Origin of the sequence: Lactobacillus corticis (genome assembly GCF_018327645.1) — a bacterium.
Taxonomy (GTDB): domain Bacteria; phylum Bacillota; class Bacilli; order Lactobacillales; family Lactobacillaceae; genus Lactobacillus; species Lactobacillus corticis.
This window is the reverse complement of sequence record NZ_BMAY01000003.1, coordinates 128,246-149,363: the sequence shown is the minus strand read 5'-3', so window position 1 is coordinate 149,363 and position 21,118 is coordinate 128,246. Positions and strand designations below refer to the sequence as shown.

The 21,118-nt window shown below is 44.3% G+C and carries 20 protein-coding genes and 1 pseudogene; 3 read left to right on the top strand and 18 right to left on the bottom strand.

Going from position 1 to position 21,118, the window contains the following annotated elements:
* Nucleotides 1-78: 78 nt before the first annotated feature.
* The 11 genes and pseudogenes from purD to purE all read right to left on the bottom strand — a co-directional run bounded on the left by purD (nt 79) and on the right by purE (nt 11,628).
* A pseudogene (gene purD / locus KI210_RS03035) lies at nt 79-1,337 on the bottom strand (phosphoribosylamine--glycine ligase).
* An 11-nt stretch (nt 1,338-1,348) separates the two neighbouring features.
* Nucleotides 1,349-2,884, bottom strand: coding sequence for a bifunctional phosphoribosylaminoimidazolecarboxamide formyltransferase/IMP cyclohydrolase (gene purH / locus KI210_RS03030; protein ID WP_212780416.1), 1,536 nt, complete (start codon nt 2,882-2,884; stop codon nt 1,349-1,351).
* A complete protein-coding gene (purN, locus tag KI210_RS03025; protein ID WP_212780415.1) occupies nt 2,881-3,474 on the bottom strand; it encodes a phosphoribosylglycinamide formyltransferase in 594 nt (197 codons plus the stop codon). Before purN ends, purH begins: the two co-directional genes overlap by 4 nt.
* Nucleotide 3,475: 1 nt before the next feature.
* The gene (gene purM / locus KI210_RS03020; protein ID WP_212780414.1) at nt 3,476-4,516 is read right to left on the bottom strand and encodes a phosphoribosylformylglycinamidine cyclo-ligase; all 1,041 of its coding nucleotides are present in this window, start codon (nt 4,514-4,516) and stop codon (nt 3,476-3,478) included.
* Nucleotides 4,513-5,970 (bottom strand): amidophosphoribosyltransferase, encoded by a 1,458-nt coding sequence (gene purF / locus KI210_RS03015; RefSeq protein ID WP_212780413.1) that lies wholly within the window; start codon nt 5,968-5,970, stop codon nt 4,513-4,515. Before purF ends, purM begins: the two co-directional genes overlap by 4 nt.
* Nucleotides 5,946-8,165, bottom strand: coding sequence for a phosphoribosylformylglycinamidine synthase subunit PurL (gene purL / locus KI210_RS03010; RefSeq protein WP_212780412.1), 2,220 nt, complete (start codon nt 8,163-8,165; stop codon nt 5,946-5,948). The genes purF and purL overlap by 25 nt, the downstream gene beginning before the upstream one ends.
* Entirely contained in the window at nt 8,162-8,830 is a 669-nt protein-coding gene (purQ, locus tag KI210_RS03005; protein ID WP_212780411.1) for a phosphoribosylformylglycinamidine synthase subunit PurQ, read from the bottom strand. The genes purL and purQ overlap by 4 nt, the downstream gene beginning before the upstream one ends.
* Nucleotides 8,827-9,075, bottom strand: coding sequence for a phosphoribosylformylglycinamidine synthase subunit PurS (purS, locus tag KI210_RS03000; RefSeq protein ID WP_212780410.1), 249 nt, complete (start codon nt 9,073-9,075; stop codon nt 8,827-8,829). The genes purQ and purS overlap by 4 nt, the downstream gene beginning before the upstream one ends.
* Nucleotides 9,075-9,788: a phosphoribosylaminoimidazolesuccinocarboxamide synthase gene (gene purC, locus KI210_RS02995; RefSeq protein WP_212780409.1), complete on the bottom strand. Its 714-nt coding sequence runs from the start codon at nt 9,786-9,788 to the stop codon at nt 9,075-9,077. The genes purS and purC overlap by 1 nt, the downstream gene beginning before the upstream one ends.
* A 225-nt stretch (nt 9,789-10,013) precedes the next feature.
* Entirely contained in the window at nt 10,014-11,150 is a 1,137-nt protein-coding gene (gene purK, locus KI210_RS02990) for a 5-(carboxyamino)imidazole ribonucleotide synthase (RefSeq protein ID WP_246487309.1), read from the bottom strand.
* Nucleotides 11,143-11,628, bottom strand: a complete 486-nt coding sequence (gene purE / locus KI210_RS02985; RefSeq protein ID WP_212780408.1) for a 5-(carboxyamino)imidazole ribonucleotide mutase — start codon at nt 11,626-11,628, stop codon at nt 11,143-11,145. Before purE ends, purK begins: the two co-directional genes overlap by 8 nt.
* A gap of 252 nt (nt 11,629-11,880) precedes the next feature.
* Here purE and hemH point away from each other — a divergent pair, with 252 nt between their 5' ends.
* The 3 genes from hemH (at nt 11,881) to KI210_RS02970 (ending at nt 15,483) form a co-directional block, all read left to right on the top strand.
* Complete coding sequence (gene hemH / locus KI210_RS02980; protein ID WP_212780407.1) at nt 11,881-12,834, top strand: ferrochelatase; 954 nt, start codon at nt 11,881-11,883, stop codon at nt 12,832-12,834.
* A gap of 418 nt (nt 12,835-13,252) precedes the next feature.
* Nucleotides 13,253-14,092, top strand: coding sequence for a YitT family protein (locus KI210_RS02975; protein WP_212780406.1), 840 nt, complete (start codon nt 13,253-13,255; stop codon nt 14,090-14,092).
* Nucleotides 14,093-14,166: 74 nt separating this feature from the next.
* On the top strand, nt 14,167-15,483 hold the full coding sequence (locus KI210_RS02970; RefSeq protein WP_212780405.1) for a C1 family peptidase: 1,317 nt from the start codon (nt 14,167-14,169) through the stop codon (nt 15,481-15,483).
* Between the two features lie 32 nt (nt 15,484-15,515).
* Here KI210_RS02970 and KI210_RS02965 read toward each other — a convergent pair whose 3' ends face one another.
* The 7 genes from KI210_RS02965 to KI210_RS02935 form a co-directional block, all read right to left on the bottom strand.
* Nucleotides 15,516-16,115: a DUF4097 family beta strand repeat-containing protein gene (locus KI210_RS02965; RefSeq protein WP_212780404.1), complete on the bottom strand. Its 600-nt coding sequence runs from the start codon at nt 16,113-16,115 to the stop codon at nt 15,516-15,518.
* Between the two features lie 87 nt (nt 16,116-16,202).
* Nucleotides 16,203-16,775, bottom strand: coding sequence for a DUF4097 family beta strand repeat-containing protein (locus KI210_RS02960; protein WP_212780403.1), 573 nt, complete (start codon nt 16,773-16,775; stop codon nt 16,203-16,205).
* A 253-nt stretch (nt 16,776-17,028) separates the two neighbouring features.
* On the bottom strand, nt 17,029-17,496 hold the full coding sequence (locus KI210_RS02955) for a Dps family protein (RefSeq protein ID WP_212780402.1): 468 nt from the start codon (nt 17,494-17,496) through the stop codon (nt 17,029-17,031).
* Between the two features lie 82 nt (nt 17,497-17,578).
* On the bottom strand, nt 17,579-18,541 hold the full coding sequence (locus KI210_RS02950) for a Gfo/Idh/MocA family protein (protein WP_212780401.1): 963 nt from the start codon (nt 18,539-18,541) through the stop codon (nt 17,579-17,581).
* Nucleotides 18,542-18,545: 4 nt separating this feature from the next.
* Nucleotides 18,546-19,193 carry a nitroreductase gene (locus tag KI210_RS02945; protein ID WP_212780400.1) on the bottom strand — a complete coding sequence of 216 codons (648 nt, stop codon included), beginning with the start codon at nt 19,191-19,193 and terminating at the stop codon, nt 18,546-18,548.
* A 64-nt stretch (nt 19,194-19,257) separates the two neighbouring features.
* Entirely contained in the window at nt 19,258-19,785 is a 528-nt protein-coding gene (locus tag KI210_RS02940; RefSeq protein ID WP_212780399.1) for an SA1002 family membrane protein, read from the bottom strand.
* Between the two features lies 1 nt (nt 19,786).
* Complete coding sequence (locus KI210_RS02935) at nt 19,787-21,097, bottom strand: NCS2 family permease (RefSeq protein ID WP_212780398.1); 1,311 nt, start codon at nt 21,095-21,097, stop codon at nt 19,787-19,789.
* Nucleotides 21,098-21,118: the final 21 nt, after the last annotated feature.

The window sequence follows — 21,118 nt, the reverse complement described above, 5'->3', positions numbered from 1 at the left end:
TCTAATTAGCAATGGCTAATAAAAACGTGGTTAAGTCCTGTTCCAATTATAACTTTAATCAGTCTGATAACAAACCGCTTAGTGCTCAGCTAAGGCTTTTTTTCCAATATCGTGCCGGTAAAAAACATGATCGCTGGAAACGCCTTTGAGGTAGTTATAAACTGCTTGATAGGCTTTAGGCAAGCTATCTTGGCTGCTGATCACCATCAAAATACGCCCACCGGCAGCGGTTAAATTGCCAGTTTGGCCGGCTACATTAGCATAATCAATAAAGATATTTGGATCAGCTGGCAATCCGGGCAATTTAAACCCCGATTTCGGATTTTGCGGATAGCCTTTAGCGCATAAAACGACGCCCAAAATTGCTTGTTTGTTTTCTTTAACTTCGGGTAAAGCCTGGTTTCTTACCGCACAATCACAAATTTCTGCAAAATCGCTAGCCAAACGCGGCAAAACGACTTGGGTTTCGGGATCGCCCAAACGGACATTATATTCGATGACTTTTGGCCCGTCATTAGTCAGCATCAACCCGATGTAAAGAATGCCGTGATAGTTGTAGTTGCCGCTAGCTAAGCCTGCTACGGTTGGCTTCACCACTTCCTCAACCATCCGCTGGTAGTCGATTTTCGCTAATTGCGGTACGGGACTGTACGAACCCATTCCGCCGGTATTAGGACCCCGGTCGCCATCATAGGCCCGTTTGTGGTCCTGGGCCATCGGCAAAATGCGCAATTTTGTCCAGAAACCACCACAAACATGGAATATTCCGGCCCGGTCAAGAATTCTTCCAAGACGACTGCCTGGCTAAACTTAAATAACTTTGCCAGGGCGTCCTCTGCCTCTTGCTGGTCTTGGGCAATAATTACGCCCTTGCCGCCCGCTAAACCATCAGCTTTAACGACTAGCGGAAAGCCGAAATCTGCGATTCCTGCTTTGGCCGCAGCTTCACTAGTAAAAGTTTCAAACCTGGCAGTAGGAACGTGATATTTCCGCATAAAGCGCAGCGCATAGTCCTTGGAACCTTCCAATTGGGCAGCTCGCTGATTGGGACCAAAAATTAATTGACCGGCCGCCTGAAATTTATCAACAATCCCGGCACACAAGGCGTCTTCTGGCCCCACGAAAGTCCAGTCAATTTGCTTTTCAACCGCAAACTTCAGCAATTGCTCAAAGTCTAGTTCATCAATCGGAACTGTTTTAACATTAATTTCTGCCATGCCGGGATTACCCGGTGCACAATAAACTTCAGCTACCCGCGGACTAGCCAGCAATTGCTTGGCAATCGCAAATTCGCGGCCGCCACGCCCAATTACCAATAAACGCAAATTTTGCTTCATTCTGCTTGCTCCTAGTGTCTAAAGTGCCGAATACCGGTAAAGACCATGGCAATGCCGTATTTATCGGCCATCTTGATTGAATCTTCATCCCTGATTGAACCGCCAGGCTGCACAATCGCCTTAATGCCGGCCTCGCCAGCAGCTTGTACACAGTCATCAAAGGGGAAGAAGGCATCAGATGCCAAAACTGCTCGCTCATCGATCGGATCAGCATGCTTGATGGCAATTTTGGCTGAGTCAATGCGGTTGGGTTGCCCGGCACCGACTCCTAAAGTACGTTCATTATTGGCAACTACGATAGCATTGGACTTGGTGTGTTTGACGGCCTTCCAAGCAAACAACATGGTTTCCAATTGTTCGGCAGTAGGCGTAGTTTTGGTTACAACTTGCCAAGTGGTTGGGTCTTCTGCTAAAACATCTTGTTCTTGGGCCAAAATTCCTCCCATGACTGACACGGTTTCTAAGCGCGGAGCTTCATTTTCATGGTCAAAGTCCAGTTCCAGCAGCCGAATGTTCTTCTTTTTTGCCAACACTTCTAAAGCATCAGGGTCAAAACCTGGAGCAATGACAATTTCTAGAAAAATCTTGTGCATTTTTTCAGCCGTGGCCAAATCAACTGGCCGATTTAAGGCAATTACCCCGCCAAAAATCGAAACCGAATCAGCTTCATAGGCGCGGTCCCAAGCTTCTTCCAGCGTCTTGCCGCGGCCAATGCCGCAAGGGTTCATATGTTTCATGGCAACGACAGTTGGCTGGTCTTGGAATTCCCGAATCGCTCTTAGCGCCTCGTCAGCATCTTTGATGTTGTTATAGGACAGCTTTTTGCCATGCAATTGCTTGGCCGCTAAAATTGAGAAAGCCTTTGGCAAAGCATCCCGATACAGCCAAGCTGCCTGGTGGGAATTTTCGCCATAACGCATTTTTTCATCCAAATCATAAGTCAGGGTTAATTTTTCAGGGTCTTCGACACCCACCTGCTTGGTTAAATATTGCGAAATCAAGCTGTCGTAGCTGGCCGTCAAGCGAAAAGCTTTAGCTGCTAATTGAAAACGCGTTTCTTGGCTGACTTCACCCGCACTAAGTTCTTTGATCACTTGGTCGTAATCAGCCTTATCAGTAACTACCGTAACATCTTGGTAGTTCTTGGAAGCTGCTCGCAGCAAGGATGGACCACCAATATCAATATTTTCAATTGCTTCAGCAAGTTCAACTCCCGGCTTCATGATTGTTTCTTTAAATGGGTACAAGTTGACGCAAACCAGATCAATTGGCGTAATGTGGTGTTCTTTAAGCGTTGCCAAATGTTCTGGATTGCTGCGCTTAGCTAAGAGGCCAGCATGGATATAGGGATTAAGCGTTTTTACCCGGCCATCCAAAATTTCGGGAAAACCAGTAACCTCTTCAACACTAATCGTGTTAATTCCCGCTTCATCAAGGACACGCTTGGTGCCGCCGGTTGAAACAATTTCAAACCCCAAAGAAACTAATTTTTGAACAAATGGTACTAAATTTTCTTTATCACTGACGCTGATTAAAGCTCGTTTCATTTTTGCTTTTCCTTTGCTAATTCTGCTGCTAAAACTTGACTAACTGCTTTGGGAAACAATCGATGTTCCGTCTCATGCACCCGCTCAGTAAGCGTTTCTAAGGTGTCATCGGGATTAATGACGACTTTTTCTTGAGCAATGACCGGACCATGATCTAATTCTTGGTCGATAAAATGGACGGTTACCCCAGTATATTTTTCGCCTGCCCGATAGGCCCGTTCAATTGAATCAAGCCCTGGGTATTTGGGCAATAAAGCCGGATGCAAGTTGATAATTTTTTCAGGATAGGCTGCTAAAATTGCCGGTCCAACGATTCGTAAATATCCTGCTAAGAGGATAAAATCGACCTGATATTTTTTTAAAAGCTTCAGCAACCTCTGCTCATACGCTTCCTTGCTGCCACATTCTTTAACTGTAAAACATTCCGCCGGAACGCCTAACCGCTTAGCGCGGGCTAAAACCGGCGCGTCGTGGTGATTGGCAAACAAAAGCACTTCTTGGCCAGGAATGTTGCCAGCTTGAAAGGCTTTAGTCAAAGCTTCAAAATTGGTCCCATTGCCCGAGGCTAAAATTGCTACTCGTAAAGCCATGCTAATCCTCCTCAAAGACCAAACGCTGGTCACCTGACTGTTGAACCACGCACCCAACTTTATAGTAGTCTTCACCTTGTTCAGCCAGCTTCTGACTAAGCTCGGCCACTTGATCAGGACTGACGGCCAGGACCAAGCCAATCCCCATATTGAAAGTTCCCAAGCAATCTTGCTGGCTTAAGTTTCCCAGCTTTTGCAAATACTTGAAAATCGGGGTCACCGGCCAAGAACCAAGGCGAATTTGGGCAGCTAAGCCGCTAGGCAAAATTCGGGGAAGATTTTCAATCAAGCCGCCGCCAGTAATATGGGCGATTCCATGAACCAGCCCCGCCCTAACTAGTGGCAAAACGGACTTGACATAAATGCGGGTTGGCTTGAGCAGACTTTCGCCGACGGTTTCGCCCCCTAAAATCGCTGGCTTGGCGTCTAAGTCAATTTGATGATCTTTAAACAAAATCTGTCTCACTAAGCTAAAGCCATTTGAGTGAACGCCGCTTGATGGCAGCGCAATTAGCACATCCCCTGCTTGCACCATTTCTGGTTTGAGCAGCTGCGCTTTTTCGCCAACCCCGGTAGTAAAGCCGGCGAGGTCATATTCATCCGGGGCATACATATCAGGCATTTCGGCCGTTTCACCGCCGATTAAAGCACAGCCAGCTTGTCGGCAGCCTGCGGCGACGCCCGCCACTACTTGACTGAGCAAGGCTGGGTCATTGTGGCCGGTCGCAATGTAATCTAGGAAAAACAAGGGTTCAGCCCCCATTGCCAAGACATCGTTAACGCACATGGCCACACAATCGATCCCGATGGTGTCATGTTGCCCCAGCATTTTAGCCAAAATTAGTTTAGTTCCGACGCCATCAGTCCCTGAAACCAAGACGGGATGTTGATAACCCAATTTTTCCAGGTCAAACATGCCGCCAAAACTGCCAATTCCGCCCATCACGCCGCTGCGCTTGGTGCTGGCCACTGAATTTTGAATGCGTTTAACCAGTTCATATCCTGCGTTCACGTCAACGCCGGCTTCTTGGTAGCGATTCATTTTTTACCTTCCTCTCTAGCTGTTTGGGCCTTAAGCGAAGCCAAATACCCAGCCTCATAATCATCAAGTTTAGTTGGATACTTTCCGTTAAAATAGGCAACAGTTAAGCCGCCATTCGGAGCATCCCCCTTATCAGGCAGGTCAATCGCCTTAATTAAACTCGCAACGCTGAGGTAGGATAAGCTATCTGCTCCAATTAGCTCCTTGATTTCGTCAACCGAATAGCGGGCAGCGATCAATTCAGATCTAGTGGAAATATCAATGCCGTAGAAACAAGGGAAACGAAAAGCCGGACTGGCAATGCGAACATGAACTTCACTGGCGCCAGCTTGCTTGAGCATTTTGACAATTTGCTTACTGGTCGTTCCGCGAACAATCGAATCATCCACCACGACCACGCGTTTGCCTTTGACCACGCCGCGGACGGCCGAAAGCTTGAGCTTAACGCCTCGCTCCCGCAAGGCTTGATTAGGCTGGATAAAAGTCCTAGCAACATATTGGTTTTTTACCAAACCCATTTCATAAGGCAAGCCGATTTCTTCTGCATAACCGCTGGCGGCTGACAAAGAAGAATTAGGCACCCCGATGACAATATCTGCTTGGGCGGGTGCTTCTTGAGCTAATAAGCGGCCCATGTTTTTTCGGGCAGTATGGACATTGACGCCATGAATAATCGAATCTGGCCGCGCAAAATAAATAAATTCCATCGAACAAACGGCCAGTTGCGTGTTAGTCGTAAAATGATCGATTTTCATGCCCTGCTGGTCAATAATAATTAATTCGCCTGGTTGAACGTCCCGGACAAATTTTGCCTCAACAATATCTAAAGCTGCTGATTCACTAGCTACGACATAGGCCCCATTAGCCATCCTGCCGATGCATAAGGGTCTAATACCGTTGGGATCCAAGGCAGCAATCAGTTTATCCTTGGTTAAAAGCAAAAAAGCAAAACCGCCATGAACCTGATTCAGACTTTTTTTCAAAGCTGGGATCAAACCCAGGTGCTTATTTTGCCGCAGCAAGTGCATCAAAATTTCTGAATCAGAAGTTGATTGGAAAACAGCACCTGCTTCTTCAAGCTGCCGTCTTAAGCTAACCGCATTTACCAGATTGCCGTTATGGGCCAAGGCAATTTCGCCATCATAAAAATGAAATAAAAATGGTTGGACATTGGCAATTGAATTGTTGCCGGTAGTGGAATAGCGAACATGGCCAATCGCCCGGTCGCCCACCAATTTATCCAAATCTGCTTCATCTGCAAAAACTTTGGAAAGCAGTCCCCGGTCGCGGTGCTGGTAAAGCTTTTTGCCATCACTGGAAACGATACCGGCACCTTCTTGCCCGCGATGCTGCAAATTATGTAATCCTAAATAAGTAATTTGGCTGGCTTCTTGGGCACCAAAGACGCCAAAAACGCCGCACTCTTCGTTTAAGCTTTTGACTTCATTAGGCATGGGATTGCTTCTTTCCAGATTTTCTCTAAATCGTTCATATTTTGGTTTAATACTTGATCGTCTGTTGTAATTTCTAAACGGTGACTGTTAGTAACTTCTCCCAGCAGCCGAGCCTGCGGAACTTGCTTAGTAAAGGAAGCAGCCTTTTCTTTAGCAACAGTAACCAAAAAGCTGCCTGCGGGTTCGCTGAAGAGTTGACTGATTGGACCAGGCACTTGCAGCTTTAGCCCAAAACCAGTTCCGAATAACATTTCACTAGCAGCAGTCGCCAAACCACCCTCGCTAAGATCGTGGCAGCTAGCCACCAGCCCAGTTTGTTCCGCCTTAAGCAGCTGCTCCATGGTGCGGTGCAATTTAGCTAAATCAAGTTGGTCTAAGGCGCCGCTAATTTTGCCAGTCAACAGTTTTTGCAATTCTGACCCCGCAAAGTTATCAGTCAAATCCCCGACCAAGTAAACATAATCGCCCAGATTTTGCGGTTTCATCGGAATGGTGTGGTCATAGTTTTTAATTAAACCAACCATGCCAATCATTGGGGATGGGTAAATTGCTTGGCCATCATTTTCGTTGTATAGGGAAACGTTGCCGGAAACAACCGGCGTTGCTAAAACCTCACAAGCTTTGGCAATCCCCATCACTGAATGATGGAGTTCCCAATAGATTTCTGGATCATTCGGATCGCCATAATTCAAGCAGTCGGTAATCGCCAAGGGGGTCGCCCCGCTAGCCACAATGTTGGCTGCGGCTTCAACGACTGAACGCTGACCGCCAATTTCTGGATCAAGATAAACGTAGCGACTGGCTGTATCAGCACACATGGCAATTGCCTTATGGCTGCCGCGAACTCTCAAGACGCCGCTATCGCTTCCTGGCTTAACCAAAGTGTTAGTCCGCACCTGCGAATCATATTGGCGGGTAATATAGGTTTTATCTGCTAAAGTAGGCTGAGCCAACAATTGGCGCAAAATTGCTCCGGCATCCTTAACTACTGGCTCCCACTTAGCAGCCGGCTGGTTTAAACGGGCCGGCTTTTTTTCTTCACCAGGCTGTTCCAAAACATCGCTGGTTAAACTGGTCACTGGCAGATCACAGACAACTTGACCATCATGATGCAGAATATAGCGCGGCTGGTCAATAATCTTGCCAATCACCGCACAATGCAGCTGATAACGATCAAAAATTTCTTTAACATCAGCTTCATGTCCGGCCTTGACACAAATAACCATCCGCTCTTGCGATTCACTCAGCATGATTTCATAAGCAGACATCCCGCCTTCTCTTTGCGGAACTAGGTCAAGATTAAGCTCCATGCCGGCGCCGCCTTCAGTTGCCATTTCAGCAGTCGATGAAACCAGGCCTGCAGCTCCCATATCTTGGATGCCGACAATCCATTCCCGGTGGTTTTGAATCAATTCCAAACAAGCTTCCAGCAGCAGCTTTTCCATAAAGGGATCGCCAACTTGCACAGCTGAACGTTGGGTTTCATGTTCTTTTGAAAAATCAGCTGAGGCAAAGGTGGCACCATGAATCCCGTCCCGGCCCGTGTCGGCTCCGACGTACATCACGCTGTTGCCTACGCCGCTCGCATTGCCCTGTTCTAGATACTTGGTTTCCATCAAGCCGACGCACATGGCATTCAAGAGGATATTGCCTTGATAACAAGCATCAAAAAAGGTTTCGCCGCCGAGGTTGGGAATTCCCATACAGTTGCCATAGTCGCCCACGCCTTTAACAGTTTCGGCTAATTTATAGCGCATCACCGGGTCAGCCTTAATTTCGCCAAAGTGTTCTGAATCAAGGATTGCTACCGGACGTGCCCCCATACTGAAGACATCCCGCAAAATTCCGCCGACGCCAGTAGCCGCCCCTTGGTATGGTTCAACGGTAGTTGGGTGATTGTGACTTTCGGCCTTAAAAACTACTGCCTGACCATCATCAATATCAACTACCCCAGCTCCTTCACCGGGCCCTTGAATAACTCGTTCGCCTTTAGTAGGAAATAGACGCAAAACCGGCTTCGACTTTTTGTAAGAACAATGTTCTGACCACATCGCCGAAAAGAGCCCGACTTCAGTGTAATTAGGCAGGCGGTGGAGCAACTTTTGACTGATGTAGTCATACTCTTTTTCACTCAAACTCCAATCCAAGTAAGGCTTGCGTTCTTTGATTTCTTCGGGCGTCATCGCTTGCTTCATGCTTGTACCTGCTTTTCTACCATTGACTGGAATAAGCCTAACCCATCGGCTGAACCAAGAATTGCTTCTACAGCCCGCTCTGGGTGCGGCATCATACCTAAAACATTGCCTTCTTCGTTGCAAATGCCAGCAATGTCATTAACTGAACCATTAGGATTATTAACGTAGCGAAAAACAATTTGCTGCTTTCGTTCTAATTCATCCAATAAAGTCTGATCAGCATAATAGCAGCCTTCGCCATGAGCTATTGGAATTGCCAACCGTTGATTGACCTGATATTTATGCGTAAAGGGCGTTTGATCGTTAGCCACTAACAAAGTGCTGGTTTCCGCTACAAATTGCTGACTCTCGTTTTGCTTGAGGGCACCTGGCAAGAGGCCGATTTCTGTCAAAATTTGAAAGCCATTGCAAACTCCCAAGACTAATTTGCCAGCTGCAGCCATCTTTTTAACTGCCGGAATAATCGGTGCAAATCTCGCGATTGCTCCAGCTCTAAGGTAGTCGCCATAAGAAAACCCGCCCGGCAGCATCACCGCATCATAGCCGGCTAGGCTTTCAGCGCGGTAAGAAACGTAGTCTACCTCAACTCCCAAAACGGTATGCAAGGCTTCATACATGTCAATGTCACAATTTGAGCCTGGGAAGACAATTACTGCAAATTTCATTCAGCTTCCTCCAACACTTCATAGCGGTAGGTTTCCATGTTTACATTTACGAGCAGTTTTTCCGCAATCTCTTTGACGCTGGCATCTAAGTTGGCAGCTGGCAGGGTCAAGTCAAAAAATTTTCCGACAGTAACCTGACTAACTTCTTGGTGGCCCAAAGCCGTTTGAATCGTGTCAAGGATCGTTGCTCCTTGTGGATCAAATACTGATGGCTTGTAAGTTACATAAATCCGAACGCGTGACATTAGGCTTCCTCCACGTTTTCTAACCGCTTTAAAACTTCTTCATAAACAGTAGTTAAATCGCCAAGATCCCGCCGATAAACATCTTTATCCAAGTGATCCTTAGTCTTTTTATCCCATAAACGGCAATTATCAGGTGAAAATTCATCAGCTAACACAATTTGTCCATCATGGGTTTTGCCAAATTCAAGTTTGAAGTCGACTAACTGCATCCCGGCGCGATCAAATAAGTCAGATAAGAGCTGGTTAACTTGGCGGGAAATCTTCCAGATGGTTTCATGTTCCTCATGATTTAAAATTCCCAAAGCAATTGCATCGCTTTCGTTCATTAAAGGATCATCCAACTCATCGCTCTTGAAAAATAGTTCTTCAACCGGCGTTGGGAAAACCTTGCCTTCCCCTAAGCCGTAACGCGTTGAAAAGTGGCCGGCTGCAACATTCCGCGTAACCACTTCTAATGGGAACATGTCGCACTTTTTGACAAGACTTTCACGCTCGGAAATGCTCTTGATTAAGTGGTTTGGTACACCGTTTTGGCCAAGGTACTTAAAGATTAAGGTTGAAATGGTGTGATTCAACTCAGCTTTGTGAGCAAAATGATCTTTCTTGGCCCCATTGCCTGCAGTTGCAATATCGGTATATTCAACCCGTAAAACCTCGGGATCAGCGGTTGCCCACATCTTTTTTACCTTACCGGTGTACAATAACTTGTCCATGATTCGCTCCTTTTTAAAATACGAACAATTATAGCACTATCTATTTATATAATTCATATTTAAATGATAACGGGCTAGAACAATCTTGTCAACCGTTCTTCAGATAGTTCGTTTTTTCGACAAATAAAAAGTATTGCTTTAGGCTTTACGCCAATTCAAAGCAATACTTTTCATTTTTAGCAAATACAAACAAAAATCAGTTTCAAGTTAAAAATACGAACATTACTAATTATGCCAAATATGGCTAGCAGAAATTTCGTCTAGGGTTTGGTCAAGGTCCTTGGTTAAAATAGTCACATGACCCATTTTTCGATTGTGGCGACATTCAGCCTTGCCATAATCATGAAAGTGCCAATTTGGATACTTGGCAATCGCCTCCTGCACGCCTTTAACATGTTGGCCTAAGACATTCACCATCACGACCGGTGAGAGCAAGCTGATCTTGGGCAGAGGCCAATTGCAGATGGCCCGATTATGAATGGCAAACTGGCTAAAATTGCAGGCTTCGATTGAATAGTGCCCTGAATTATGCGGTCTTGGCGCCAACTCATTGACCAAAATCTCTCCGTTTGGCATCACAAACAACTCCACGCCCAGAATTCCGCAAAGGTCAATCGCTTCTGCAATTCTTTTGGCAATTGCTTGCGCTTTTTGACAGGTTTCAGGAGCCAGGCGAGCCGGCACGATGCTTAAGTGGAGGATTTCGTCGGCATTATAGTTTTCACTAACCGGGAAGACGCTAATTTCGCCTGCTTGGTTGCGGGCGACCATCACGCTGGCTTCCACTTGATAGTTAGCCCAACCTTCCAGGATGCAATCGCCGCAGGCCAGAATTTCCGCAACCTTAGCTTGCTGCAAGTCCTGCGATTCTTTAAGCACAACCTGACCATGGCCATCATAGCCGCCTTCACAAGTTTTCAGCACCGCCGGCAAATGGATTTGCGCTACGGCTTGCTGCAGGTCTTGCTGGTTTTTAACCGGCAAATATGGAACAGTTTGGCAGCCTGCCTGATGCAAGAAATTCTTTTCCCGCATCCGATGCTTGGTAACATACAGCAAATTAGTTCCTTGCGGCAGCAAAGTTTCGCTGCTGACCGACTCAAGGGCCGTTAGATCAACGTTTTCAAATTCATAAGTCAAAACGTCGCTGGCCTTTGCCAATTGCTGCAAAGCAGCTTGATCACTGTATTCGGCAACGATTTGCCGGTCAGCAGCCTGGCCGGCTGGACAGGCAGGCGTAGGATCCAAAACGATGGTTTTCATGCCGGCGTATTTTGCTGCTAGGGCCATCATTTGACCAAGTTGACCGCCGCCAATAATCCCAATAGTCGATCCGGGTTTAATAAAGTTTTTTCTAGTCAAGGCGAGCACTGCTTTCAGCCGCTTGATCGTGCATTTCCTGGCGATAGTTCTTCAGGGCATCGCGCAATTCCGGACGGCTAATTCCTAGAATTTCCACCGCTAATAAGGCGGCGTTAGCTGCTCCAGCGTTGCCAATTGCCGTGGTGGCTACCGGGATGCCAGTAGGCATTTGCACAATCGACAATAAAGAATCCATTCCACCCAAAGCCTTGGTTTGTCCTGGTACCCCGATCACCGGAATAACCGTATTAGCTGCGGTCATCCCTGGTAAATGTGCGGCCATTCCGGCCCCTGCAATAATTACTTTTAGACCGCGCTGTTCGGCCGCTTGCGCATAGGCAAACATTTCTTGGGGCATGCGATGAGCTGAAATAACCTTTTTCTCGTAATCAATTTGGAATTTTTCCAAAATTGCTGCAGCTTGTTTCATCATTGGCCAGTCACTTTGGCTGCCCATGATTAGACCTACATCAGGCATTATTCTCTCCTTTTTAATTTACGAACAATTATTACCTTACACTGTAGAATTGTATCAGTTTTATTAAGTATTTCAACCAAACAGCCATTGTTTATAATTTATTTTGGTAATTTTGTGAACTTTGCTAATATATTCTCGCTATCTTTGTGGAAAATTATTATCACTATATTTTGTAGCTAGCACTTAATAAGCACTATATATTGTGTTAGAATATAAAACAGTTTTTTAAAACTGAAAGGAAGCAATCAGCGAATGACCAAGAAAGGTTTATTATTAGTCAACCTGGGAACGCCACAGGCGCCAACTCCCAGTGCCTTTAAAACTTATTTGAAGAAATTTTTAAGTGATCAGCGCGTAATTCGCATGAATCCCCTAATTTGGCAACCGATTTTGCGCGGGATGATCTTGCCTCGCCGGGCTGCTCGCTCAGCCCAAAAGTATCAAAAAATTTGGGATTCTCAAAAAGGATCGCCCTTGCTTTATTACACCAAGGAGCAAGCTCTAGCTGTACAAGCAAAACTTCCAGAATATACGGTGCGCTATGCGATGTCTTACAGCACTCCCAGCATCCCGGCCGCTTTAAGCGAGTTTGAACATTCACAAGTGCAGGATTTGACGGTAATCCCCTTATATCCTCACTATTCAACAACCACGGTTGCCTCGGTGCAAGACAGTATTCATCGTTTTTATTTATCTCGCCAAGTAGCTCCCAATTTGCATTTGGTCAGTGATTACTGTGATTATCCGCCCTATATCGAAGCCTTAGCTAAGCTTTTGCAGCGCGACCTAACTAAATACCAGCCAGATTGTCTGGTCTTTTCCTACCACGGGATCCCTCAGAGCTACTCGGATAGCGGCGATCCATATATTTTTCGCTGCCACAAAACCACCCAAGCTTTAGTTGCAAAATTAAAAATCACGCTCCCTTACTTTGAAAGCTATCAGTCGCGCTTTGGCCCTAATGAATGGATCAAACCAGCTACTGATGAAACGATCAAAAGCCTGCCAGCTAAAGGCTATAAAAACGTCCTGGTTCTTGCACCTAGTTTTGTATCGGATTGCTTGGAAACTTTACTAGAACTCAATGAAGAAAATCGCCATTACTTTATGGCAGCTGGCGGGAGCAGCTATCACGTCGTTTCTTGTTTAAATGATGATCCCGACTGGATCTCGGCACTGAGCAAATTAACTTTATCAATGCAATAAAAAAGACGCCTTTTGGCGCCTTTTGCTATCTGGTCCTGTTAATAGTGTGATTGAGTTCTTGACAGCTTGGAACGAAATTGCAGCTGTCATAACGAGTTATTGCTATTTGAAGGTTTTCCGTAACCGGATAAATTAGAAATCTATAATGTGCTTGAACCAATAGCAAGTACATTCTATTTTATTAAGCTTGGGTTATCAATGCGACACATGATTATTTACTAATTCCTTATCTTTGTTGCAAAAACTTTATATTTTACCTATTGCATATATTTAACTTGGTAAATGCAAACTAATTGTGCCTAATATTTGGTGATCGTTAAGAATCCTTCAAGAATATTAATATTAAGTACTTTTGTCTCGTTTTACTGTATTATGAATACTATAGATAATTTATATTGATTTGAAAGGAAGTGTTGACTTGCACTCAGTAATTAAACGCAATCCCTGGTTTCGGAGTTTGCTTTTCCTAATAGGATTGGAACTGATTGCCCTAGCCATCAATTTCTTTTATGCACCAATTGAAATTGCGGCGGGTGGAACGACTGGACTGGCGATTTTGGCAGAAGCCGCTTTCGGCATTAATCGTTCCCTAGCAGTCTTTATTTTGAATGGCTTAATGGTGGGCCTAGCGTGGGCCTTTTTAGGCAAAAAAACCGTCCAAAATATTGCCCTGGGCAGTCTTCTCTTGCCAGTACTGCTGGCCCTGACGCCCTCATTTGCCCTTACCAATAACAAACTGCTGGCAGTAATCTACGGCGGGGCCCTCATGGGAGCGGGCGTAGCCCTCTTGTACCGCATTAATGCCTCTCCCGGCGGCACGACCGTTCCACCATTAATCTTTAAAAAATATTTCTATCTCAATAAAGCCATTGGCTTACTCATTGTTGATTTAATTGTGATCAGTTTGAACCTCTTGGTTGATGGCATGGAGGCCTTTTTACTAGCGGCCTTTTCACAGGTCATTACTACCATCGTCATGCGTTATGCCGAGTCTGGTTGGGACCACAAGTACCAAGTCCAAATCATGAGCAATCAATATCTCCAAGAAATCAAGGAGATGCTCATGGCTGAATATTCAAGCCTGACTTTATACGATGTAATCGGCGGCTACACCAATAGTTCGCGGCAGCAAATATTATTGGTCGTCGATACCCAGGATTACGGCCCGTTAATTAGAAAAATTCATCAAATTGATCCCGATGCCTTTATTATCTCAAGCAACGTAATGAAAGTTCATGGCGGACGCTGGGGTCTATAAGATTTTCATAGCAAAAAATTATAATAAGTAGTATATTGTTAGTAAAATTTAATTTAACGATAAGGAGATTTGCTATGAGTCACGAATTAACTTGGCAGGAAATTCAAAAGTTTCAAGACCAATTCAATCAAAATCCGCAAAATCAGGTTATTGCCCGGGCTGCTTCCCGTAGCGGCATCTATGAAGCTTCTTTCAATGACCGGGTGGCTGGTCGCTTAACTCGCGTTTTTTCTACCGAATTGCCAACGGATCAAGTTACCAACCAAAAACAATCCGGTCGTTGTTGGGAGTTTGCTAGTCTGAACGTCTTGCGCCACTATTTTGGCAAAAAGTATCAAGCTAAGAATTTCACTTTTTCACAAACCTACAATTATTTTTGGGATAAAATCGAGCGCGCTAATATTTTCTACGATGCCATGATTCGGTTGGCTGATCGACCAATTGACGATCGCGAAGTCGCTAGTTACCTTAATTTTGCTGGGACTGATGGTGGTCAATGGGCGATGGCAATTGCCTTAGTTAAAAAATATGGGCTAGTTCCCAGCTATGCGATGCCAGAAAGTTTTAACGCTGAAAATTCTCAGGCCCTAGGTGAAGTTTTACAATTAAAAGAAAAAAAGGATGCCTTGGTTCTGCGGCACTTAGCGCAAACTGGGCAAACGGCCGAGTTGGCCCAAGCTCGTGAGCAATTTTTAAGCGAGGTTTATCATATTGTTGCCACGGCTTTAGGCGAGCCGCCTCATAAATTTGATTTAGAATTTCGTGATGATCAAGGGAAATACCACCTGGAGAAAGATCTTACCCCGCAAACTTTCTTCCAAAAGTATCTGGGTGATTTTAACGCTGATGATTATGTGACTCTAGCCAACTATCCCGACCATGAATATGGGAAACTCTATCACGTTCCCCTAGAAGATAATATTGTGGGCATGAAGCCAATTTTATTTTTAAATGTGCCAATGGACTTTTTAACCCAAGCGGCTGTTAACCAACTCAAGGCTGGCGACAGCGTCATGTTTGGCAACGATGTCTTGCGACAAATGGATCGCAAAACCGGCTACTTAGATCCCGAGCTTTACCAAATGGACCAACTGCTAAATGTTGATTTGAACCTCAGTAAAAAAGATCGCCTAATTTTAGGTGAAGGTCGAGCAACCCATGCCATGACTTTGGTGGGGGTTGACGAAGACCATGGCCAGGTGCGGCAGTGGAAAGTCGAAAATTCTTGGGGCAAGGACCGAGGCGAAAAAGGTTACTTTGTCATGAGCCAGGATTGGTTTGAAAAGTACGTTTACCACGTGGTAGTTAAAAAAGAATATCTGACAGCTGATCAAGTAGCCCTAGCAGAAGGCAGCTGGGTCGATGTTAGTCCGTGGGATTCAATGAATTAAAAAAAGCTTGCAGGCAATGCCTGTAAGCTTTTTTAGCTAGCATTTAAAATTCCACTATCACAACACAATTGCCAAATGACTTTCCCTGGACGGGTAACGTGATGCTTGTTGCCAAGCTCAAAATTTCCAAAACAGCGCAAAACCCCATTGTCGCAGCTGGCATTATAGCCTTGTTCACTCCGAATTGAGTCTTTGACCAGCAGCATGCCATTTTTAACGGTCAAACTAGCTTTTTGGGCAATTAAACTATGACTAACGCGAATGATGCCATCATCCACTTGGGCTTGTATTTTTTCGGTTTGCAGGCCAATCAAGCTAACCACTCCAGCTCCCAGTTCAATCCTGCTCGTACAACAAGTAAAGCCGTTTGCCACAATTGCTCCCAATTTACAGGTTAAGTTGAGATAGGTGCCAATCGGCAAAGAGACCAGTAAATGGGGCGGTTCATTAATGACTCTTAAAGTCATCGCATCGTCGGCCAGTTCTAAATCATGCACTTGTTTGATTTTAAGACTGTCATTAGTTTGGGAAATTTCAAAATCCGTTCTCGCTGCACCGGCACCAAATCTGACGCCAGGCAGACCGTTTACTAACTTGACTCGGACCTTTCCAAGGGAAAATTCTGCTTTCATGTTTTTCTCCTGTAGTATATGAGGCTTATATTAAATATATTACTACAGAATTTTTATTAAATAAAGCAATTATCATATTTTTAATATTTATGAAATATTAACTAAACCATGTTCACAGGTAATATACCAATGCGGCCGTCCCTTGCGGATTAACTGACTATTAATTTGGCTTTGCAATTGATTATAGGCCCGGATCAAGCCATCACCAATTTTGACCGTATAACCCTGCCCTGCTTCAATGCTGCTTTTAATGGCAATTCCGCCATTCTGGGCAGAAATAGCAGCATGATGTGCTACCTTTACTTTGCGCAATTTTACCTCGCCGCGATCCGAATGGAGCTGCAAACGATCGATTCGGCTACATTGAACCCAAATATCCCCTTCCGTCAAATTCACTGCTAATTCTCTAGCGATTAAATCACTAACTAAGAGGTTGCCGCCCAAATTAGACAAACTAATTTCAGCACGGTGAGGCACCGTCAAGTAAATTCTGGGATAATATCCTCGCGCTAGGCGAATATCTCGCCGCTGTTTAACAACCAAGTCAGTAGCGGACTGGCTGATTTCAAAATAATTCGGAGCCAAATGACCAAACTGCATCCCCAGCGGCCCGTTGTGAATGGTCAGCTCCACGTTTCTAAGTTCTAATAAAACTTTCATAAGCCAGTCCTTTCTCAGTTTTCTGCTTCTATAAGCAAGACGTTATACTTCTATTGTAGACTGATTTACTAGGCTTTTAAAGAGCTTATGAAAGCACTTTAATTTACCTGCAAAAAAAAACGTCAAGTTACTTAAACCTTGACGTTTTTTATAAGAAACAAGTAATAAATACCAATATAATCTGAGGTTAGGTCACTCACTAGGTAAACCGCCCCAGTTGCATTATAGCAATCCTTGTAACCGATTTCAATAATTAGTTGTCACGTTCAGGAGCCTTGCCTAATTGAGCTTGAATCATCCATAAACGCTTTTCAATATTAGTCTTGTGCTCAATTAGCATATCTTGAGTACTAAAGTCTTTTTCGTCATCAGTGATTTCAATGCCTTTTTGGTAGAGATCTGCCAAGTATCGATAATCTTGTGACAAGACCGTAAATCTTTCGGTGATTGAGCGATCCCAAGTACTTGGAGTTGATTCAATCTTGGTATGTTTAACCACATCTTCTAAGGTAGCATATGGTGACCCATCAATTGCAATTAATCTTTCAGCAATCTCGTCACGTTGTTCGTTCAAATCGTCCATCCAAGAATCCAACAAAGGATGCAGGGTTAAAAAGCCAGTTCCCCGCATGTACCAGTGGGTTTGACGAACGACCATCTGCATTTGACCTAAATCTGCAACAAGTTGATTAAGCAATTCTTTTGTCTTTGGATACTTCATAAAATTACCTCTTTAATCAAAATACAACTTTGCTTTACGACTATATCTTAGAAGTATTCTAATTTAGACACAAGTTTTTTGCTTACAACTTTTCTCTAGCTGCTTCTAAAATTTTTAAGGCCGTGAGACTTTCGCTAAATAGCCTTTCTGCTTCAGCAACCTGCTTCTGATCAATGATTTGGATAAAATCTAAAAACTCGTTAACCATTCGATGATCATATTCATTATAGTTATAACTAGTCGATGATTGGTCTCTCAAATCCAGTCGGTATTGGGGCAAAGTATTAATTGCCCCTTTAATGACCAAGCTTCCAGCTTCGCCCTCAATCACGCTTTCGCATCTAGCATTAGAATCTTTAGCAGCAATTAAACTGACTAGCTTATCGTCATACTCTAACATGGTAATTCCCGAGGTATCCGTCCCAAATTGATGATTGGCAAAATGAGTAACTTTGTTTGGCTCGCCAAACAGGGCCCCCGCCAGATGGATGGGATAAATGCCTAAATCCATCAGGGCTCCACCACCTTTGGCTGGATCAAAAACCGGCAGCATCTCACCCGCTAGTAAAGCCGGATATCTAGAAGAATATTGCGTGTAGTTTAAATTTACAATATGAATCGGTCCCAGCTTTGGCAAATCTTGCTTGAGGTGGACAAAATTAGGTAAATGAATGTTAGTAATAGCCTCTAGCAAAATTACCCCAGCTTGCTTAGCGGCTTGGTGTAATTTTTGAGCTTCAAGAACGGTATAAACTAGCGGCTTTTCACAAATTACATTTTTCTTGGCCTGGATAGCAGCCAGGGCAATTTCAAAATGCAAACTATTGGGAACGGCCACATAAACAGTGTCTACGCCATCATCTTGCAGTAGTTTACGGTAATCATCATAGGCTCGCTGAATGCCATATTGCTGGGCTAGTGCCTGCCCAACGGCCTTGCTTCTTTTGGTGGTGGCAATCGCAGCTAAACTTAAATTTGGCAATACATTGGTAATCGTCAAAAAGTCTTTGACAATTTTCCCGCTGCCGACAATTCCTAATCTCATCAGCCTACTCCTTGATCTTCAAAATCTGATCCAAATCTTCTCTGACGGCCTGGTAATCATTAAATTTATGTTCAGCCGCTTTTCCCAGGCCAATTCCAATTGCTACTGCCTCATCTTCACCGATATCCATAATCTTGCGGATGCTTTCTGGAAAGCGTACGAACTCATAAGCCTCCATGCTATCAAGTCCTGCTTCTTGAGCCAGCAGCATGATTGTTTGGGCGAAAGCACCTAAATCAAACATTGACCAATTGGGAGACTCTTTGGGAATGGTTAAATATAAAATTGCCGGTGCATGATAGAGTTCGTGCTGCATCTCAGCCCATGCGTCTGCTGCTTGGTTACCAATAAAAGCTGCCCGGTTTTCGGTATGCAGGGCCATATGCCTTCTTGGATATGGCGCCCATTCTTCCCGGTGCCAAGTTGGCCAATCTGAATCAGCTTCACCATTTTGACTATTTGCCAGATGAACCTGGCGAATTTTCTTGAGGGTTGCGCCAGTTGCCAGATAAACTTTCCAAGGCTGAGAATCAACCCAAGACGGCGTTTGCCGGGCCTTATCAATAATTTCAGTAATAGTATTTAGGGGAACTGCCTCATCCTTAAATACCCGAACCGAATGCCGATTTTTAACTGCTTCAGAAACTTCCATACGTCTAGCCTCTTTCTTACTTTTTACAAGCTCTTCTTCCCCTATTCTAGCAAAAAAAGGCGTTTTATAACGCCTTTTTATGATTTTTTAGTAAAACTACGGCAATCCAACTAGAAATTAAAGCTGGCAAAATAAACAGAACCAAGATGGACGGATCCAGTAAATTGCTGGCATTAATCTTGGTGATTTTTTTAATCGCGTCTGAGCCTAACTCTGAAAAAGCAACTTGATATACCGTCACATAGATCAAAGTCCACTGAATGTAATATTCAATAACTGTTAAGGTCGCAATCTGAATCTCATGCAGCCGATCCAAGAACCGTAAAAAATAATATAAAATAATTCCTGCCAAAATTAGGATCAAAGCCAACCATAAAAATTGACCGCCTAATTTCAGATTCAAAGTAACCCCAAAAGTTAAGATATCAATGAGATATAGCAAAACCACACACAGCGTGCTGACCACAATCATGATCAACAACAGCAACAAGGCTTTGACAAAAACTCGTTTATTTTCGACCTTCACTAAAGCGAATAATATTAAAAGGAATAAGCCCAGCGCAACTATTCGGACAATTTCAAACCAAGTCATCTTAGATATTGATAATCCATAAGTAAATCAGGAAAATAATGGCCAAAACATACATCGCCAGCGAAACATCTTTGCCGCGCTTGGAGGCCAGCATCGTAATTGGGTAGGCAATCATGCCTAGAGCCAGACCATCAGAAATTGAATATGTCAGGGGCATCCCCAGTACGATCAAAAAGCTTGGCAAAGCTACTTCAAATTTGTTCCAGTCGATTTTAGCCAAATTGCCAGCCATATAAACGCCAACGATAATTAAGGCTGGTGCCGTAACGGTTGTCGGGATAACTTGCAACAAGGGACTAAAGAACATTGAAATTAAGAATAAAATACCAACAAAGCAAGCAGTCAGACCGGTCCGGCCACCCATAGCAATTCCTGAACTAGATTCGACTACCGTTCCAAGTGGGGAAACTCCGGCGATCGAACTTACAATCATCCCCGTTGAGTCAGCTGCTAGCGCCCGGCCAATTCTAGGGATATTGCCATCTTCATCAGTTAAACCGGCTTGCTGCGTCATTCCGATTAAAGTACCAGCCGTATCAAAGAAAGTTACTAGCAAGAAGGTAATTACCACAATCCATAATTGCACGGAATTAACGTCTTTGATGTGCACCAGGGCTTGCCCAAATGAAGCATTGATGCTTGGCGGAGTTGAGACGATTTGTTGCGGCAAGGCGATTTGACCGATGGCGATGCCAAAAATAGCCGTCAGCACCATCCCAATAAAAATTGACCCGGGAACCCCAAGACAAATCAAAATAACGGTAATCACTAAACCAAATAAGGCAATCCACATGCTGGGATTATGGAAGGATCCCAGTCCCACTAGGGATGATTCTGAATTAACAATGATCTTGCCGTTTTGCAAGCCAATAAACGCAATAAATATTCCAATCCCGCTGGAGATGGCATATTTTAAATCTTGTGGAATTGCATTGATGACAATTTCACGTAATTTAAAAACCGTAATCAGCACAAACAGGATGGAAGCAATCAAAACTGCGGCCAGGGCTGTTTGCCAAGGAATTTTCATGCTTTGACAAACCGTATAGGCAAAAAACGAGGCACTACCTAAAGTTGGCGCCAGAGCAATGGGATAATTCGCCATTAACCCCATCAAAAAACAACCGATTGCTGATGCAATGACCAATGCGGTAAAAACCGTACCCTTTTGCATGCCGCTAGCTGATAAAATATTTGGTACCACGAAAAGCATGTATGACAAACTCACAAAAGTCGTCAAAGCAGCCACAAATTCCCGCTTAACACTGGTTCCAGCCTGATCGAGCTTAAAAATTCGATTCAGAGTTTCCACATTACTCGCTCCTTTTTGATA

What these genes read in the sequence shown, in the direction of transcription:
- hemH (WP_212780407.1), top strand. Translation starts at nt 11,881, where the DNA reads ATGACCAAGAAAGGTTTATTATTAGTCAACCTGGGAACGCCACAGGCG.
- purH (WP_212780416.1), bottom strand. Translation starts at nt 2,884, where the DNA reads ATGAAACGAGCTTTAATCAGCGTCAGTGATAAAGAAAATTTAGTACCA.
- KI210_RS02970 (WP_212780405.1), top strand. Translation starts at nt 14,167, where the DNA reads ATGAGTCACGAATTAACTTGGCAGGAAATTCAAAAGTTTCAAGACCAA.
- purN (WP_212780415.1), bottom strand. Translation starts at nt 3,474, where the DNA reads ATGGCTTTACGAGTAGCAATTTTAGCCTCGGGCAATGGGACCAATTTT.
- purF (WP_212780413.1), bottom strand. Translation starts at nt 5,970, where the DNA reads ATGCCTAATGAAGTCAAAAGCTTAAACGAAGAGTGCGGCGTTTTTGGC.
- KI210_RS02940 (WP_212780399.1), bottom strand. Translation starts at nt 19,785, where the DNA reads ATGACTTGGTTTGAAATTGTCCGAATAGTTGCGCTGGGCTTATTCCTT.
- KI210_RS02965 (WP_212780404.1), bottom strand. Translation starts at nt 16,115, where the DNA reads ATGAAAGCAGAATTTTCCCTTGGAAAGGTCCGAGTCAAGTTAGTAAAC.
- purS (WP_212780410.1), bottom strand. Translation starts at nt 9,075, where the DNA reads ATGTCACGCGTTCGGATTTATGTAACTTACAAGCCATCAGTATTTGAT.
- KI210_RS02955 (WP_212780402.1), bottom strand. Translation starts at nt 17,496, where the DNA reads ATGAAGTATCCAAAGACAAAAGAATTGCTTAATCAACTTGTTGCAGAT.
- purM (WP_212780414.1), bottom strand. Translation starts at nt 4,516, where the DNA reads ATGAATCGCTACCAAGAAGCCGGCGTTGACGTGAACGCAGGATATGAA.
- KI210_RS02945 (WP_212780400.1), bottom strand. Translation starts at nt 19,193, where the DNA reads ATGGAAGTTTCTGAAGCAGTTAAAAATCGGCATTCGGTTCGGGTATTT.
- purL (WP_212780412.1), bottom strand. Translation starts at nt 8,165, where the DNA reads ATGAAGCAAGCGATGACGCCCGAAGAAATCAAAGAACGCAAGCCTTAC.
- purC (WP_212780409.1), bottom strand. Translation starts at nt 9,788, where the DNA reads ATGGACAAGTTATTGTACACCGGTAAGGTAAAAAAGATGTGGGCAACC.
- purE (WP_212780408.1), bottom strand. Translation starts at nt 11,628, where the DNA reads ATGCCTGATGTAGGTCTAATCATGGGCAGCCAAAGTGACTGGCCAATG.
- purQ (WP_212780411.1), bottom strand. Translation starts at nt 8,830, where the DNA reads ATGAAATTTGCAGTAATTGTCTTCCCAGGCTCAAATTGTGACATTGAC.
- KI210_RS02950 (WP_212780401.1), bottom strand. Translation starts at nt 18,541, where the DNA reads ATGAGATTAGGAATTGTCGGCAGCGGGAAAATTGTCAAAGACTTTTTG.
- KI210_RS02960 (WP_212780403.1), bottom strand. Translation starts at nt 16,775, where the DNA reads ATGAAAGTTTTATTAGAACTTAGAAACGTGGAGCTGACCATTCACAAC.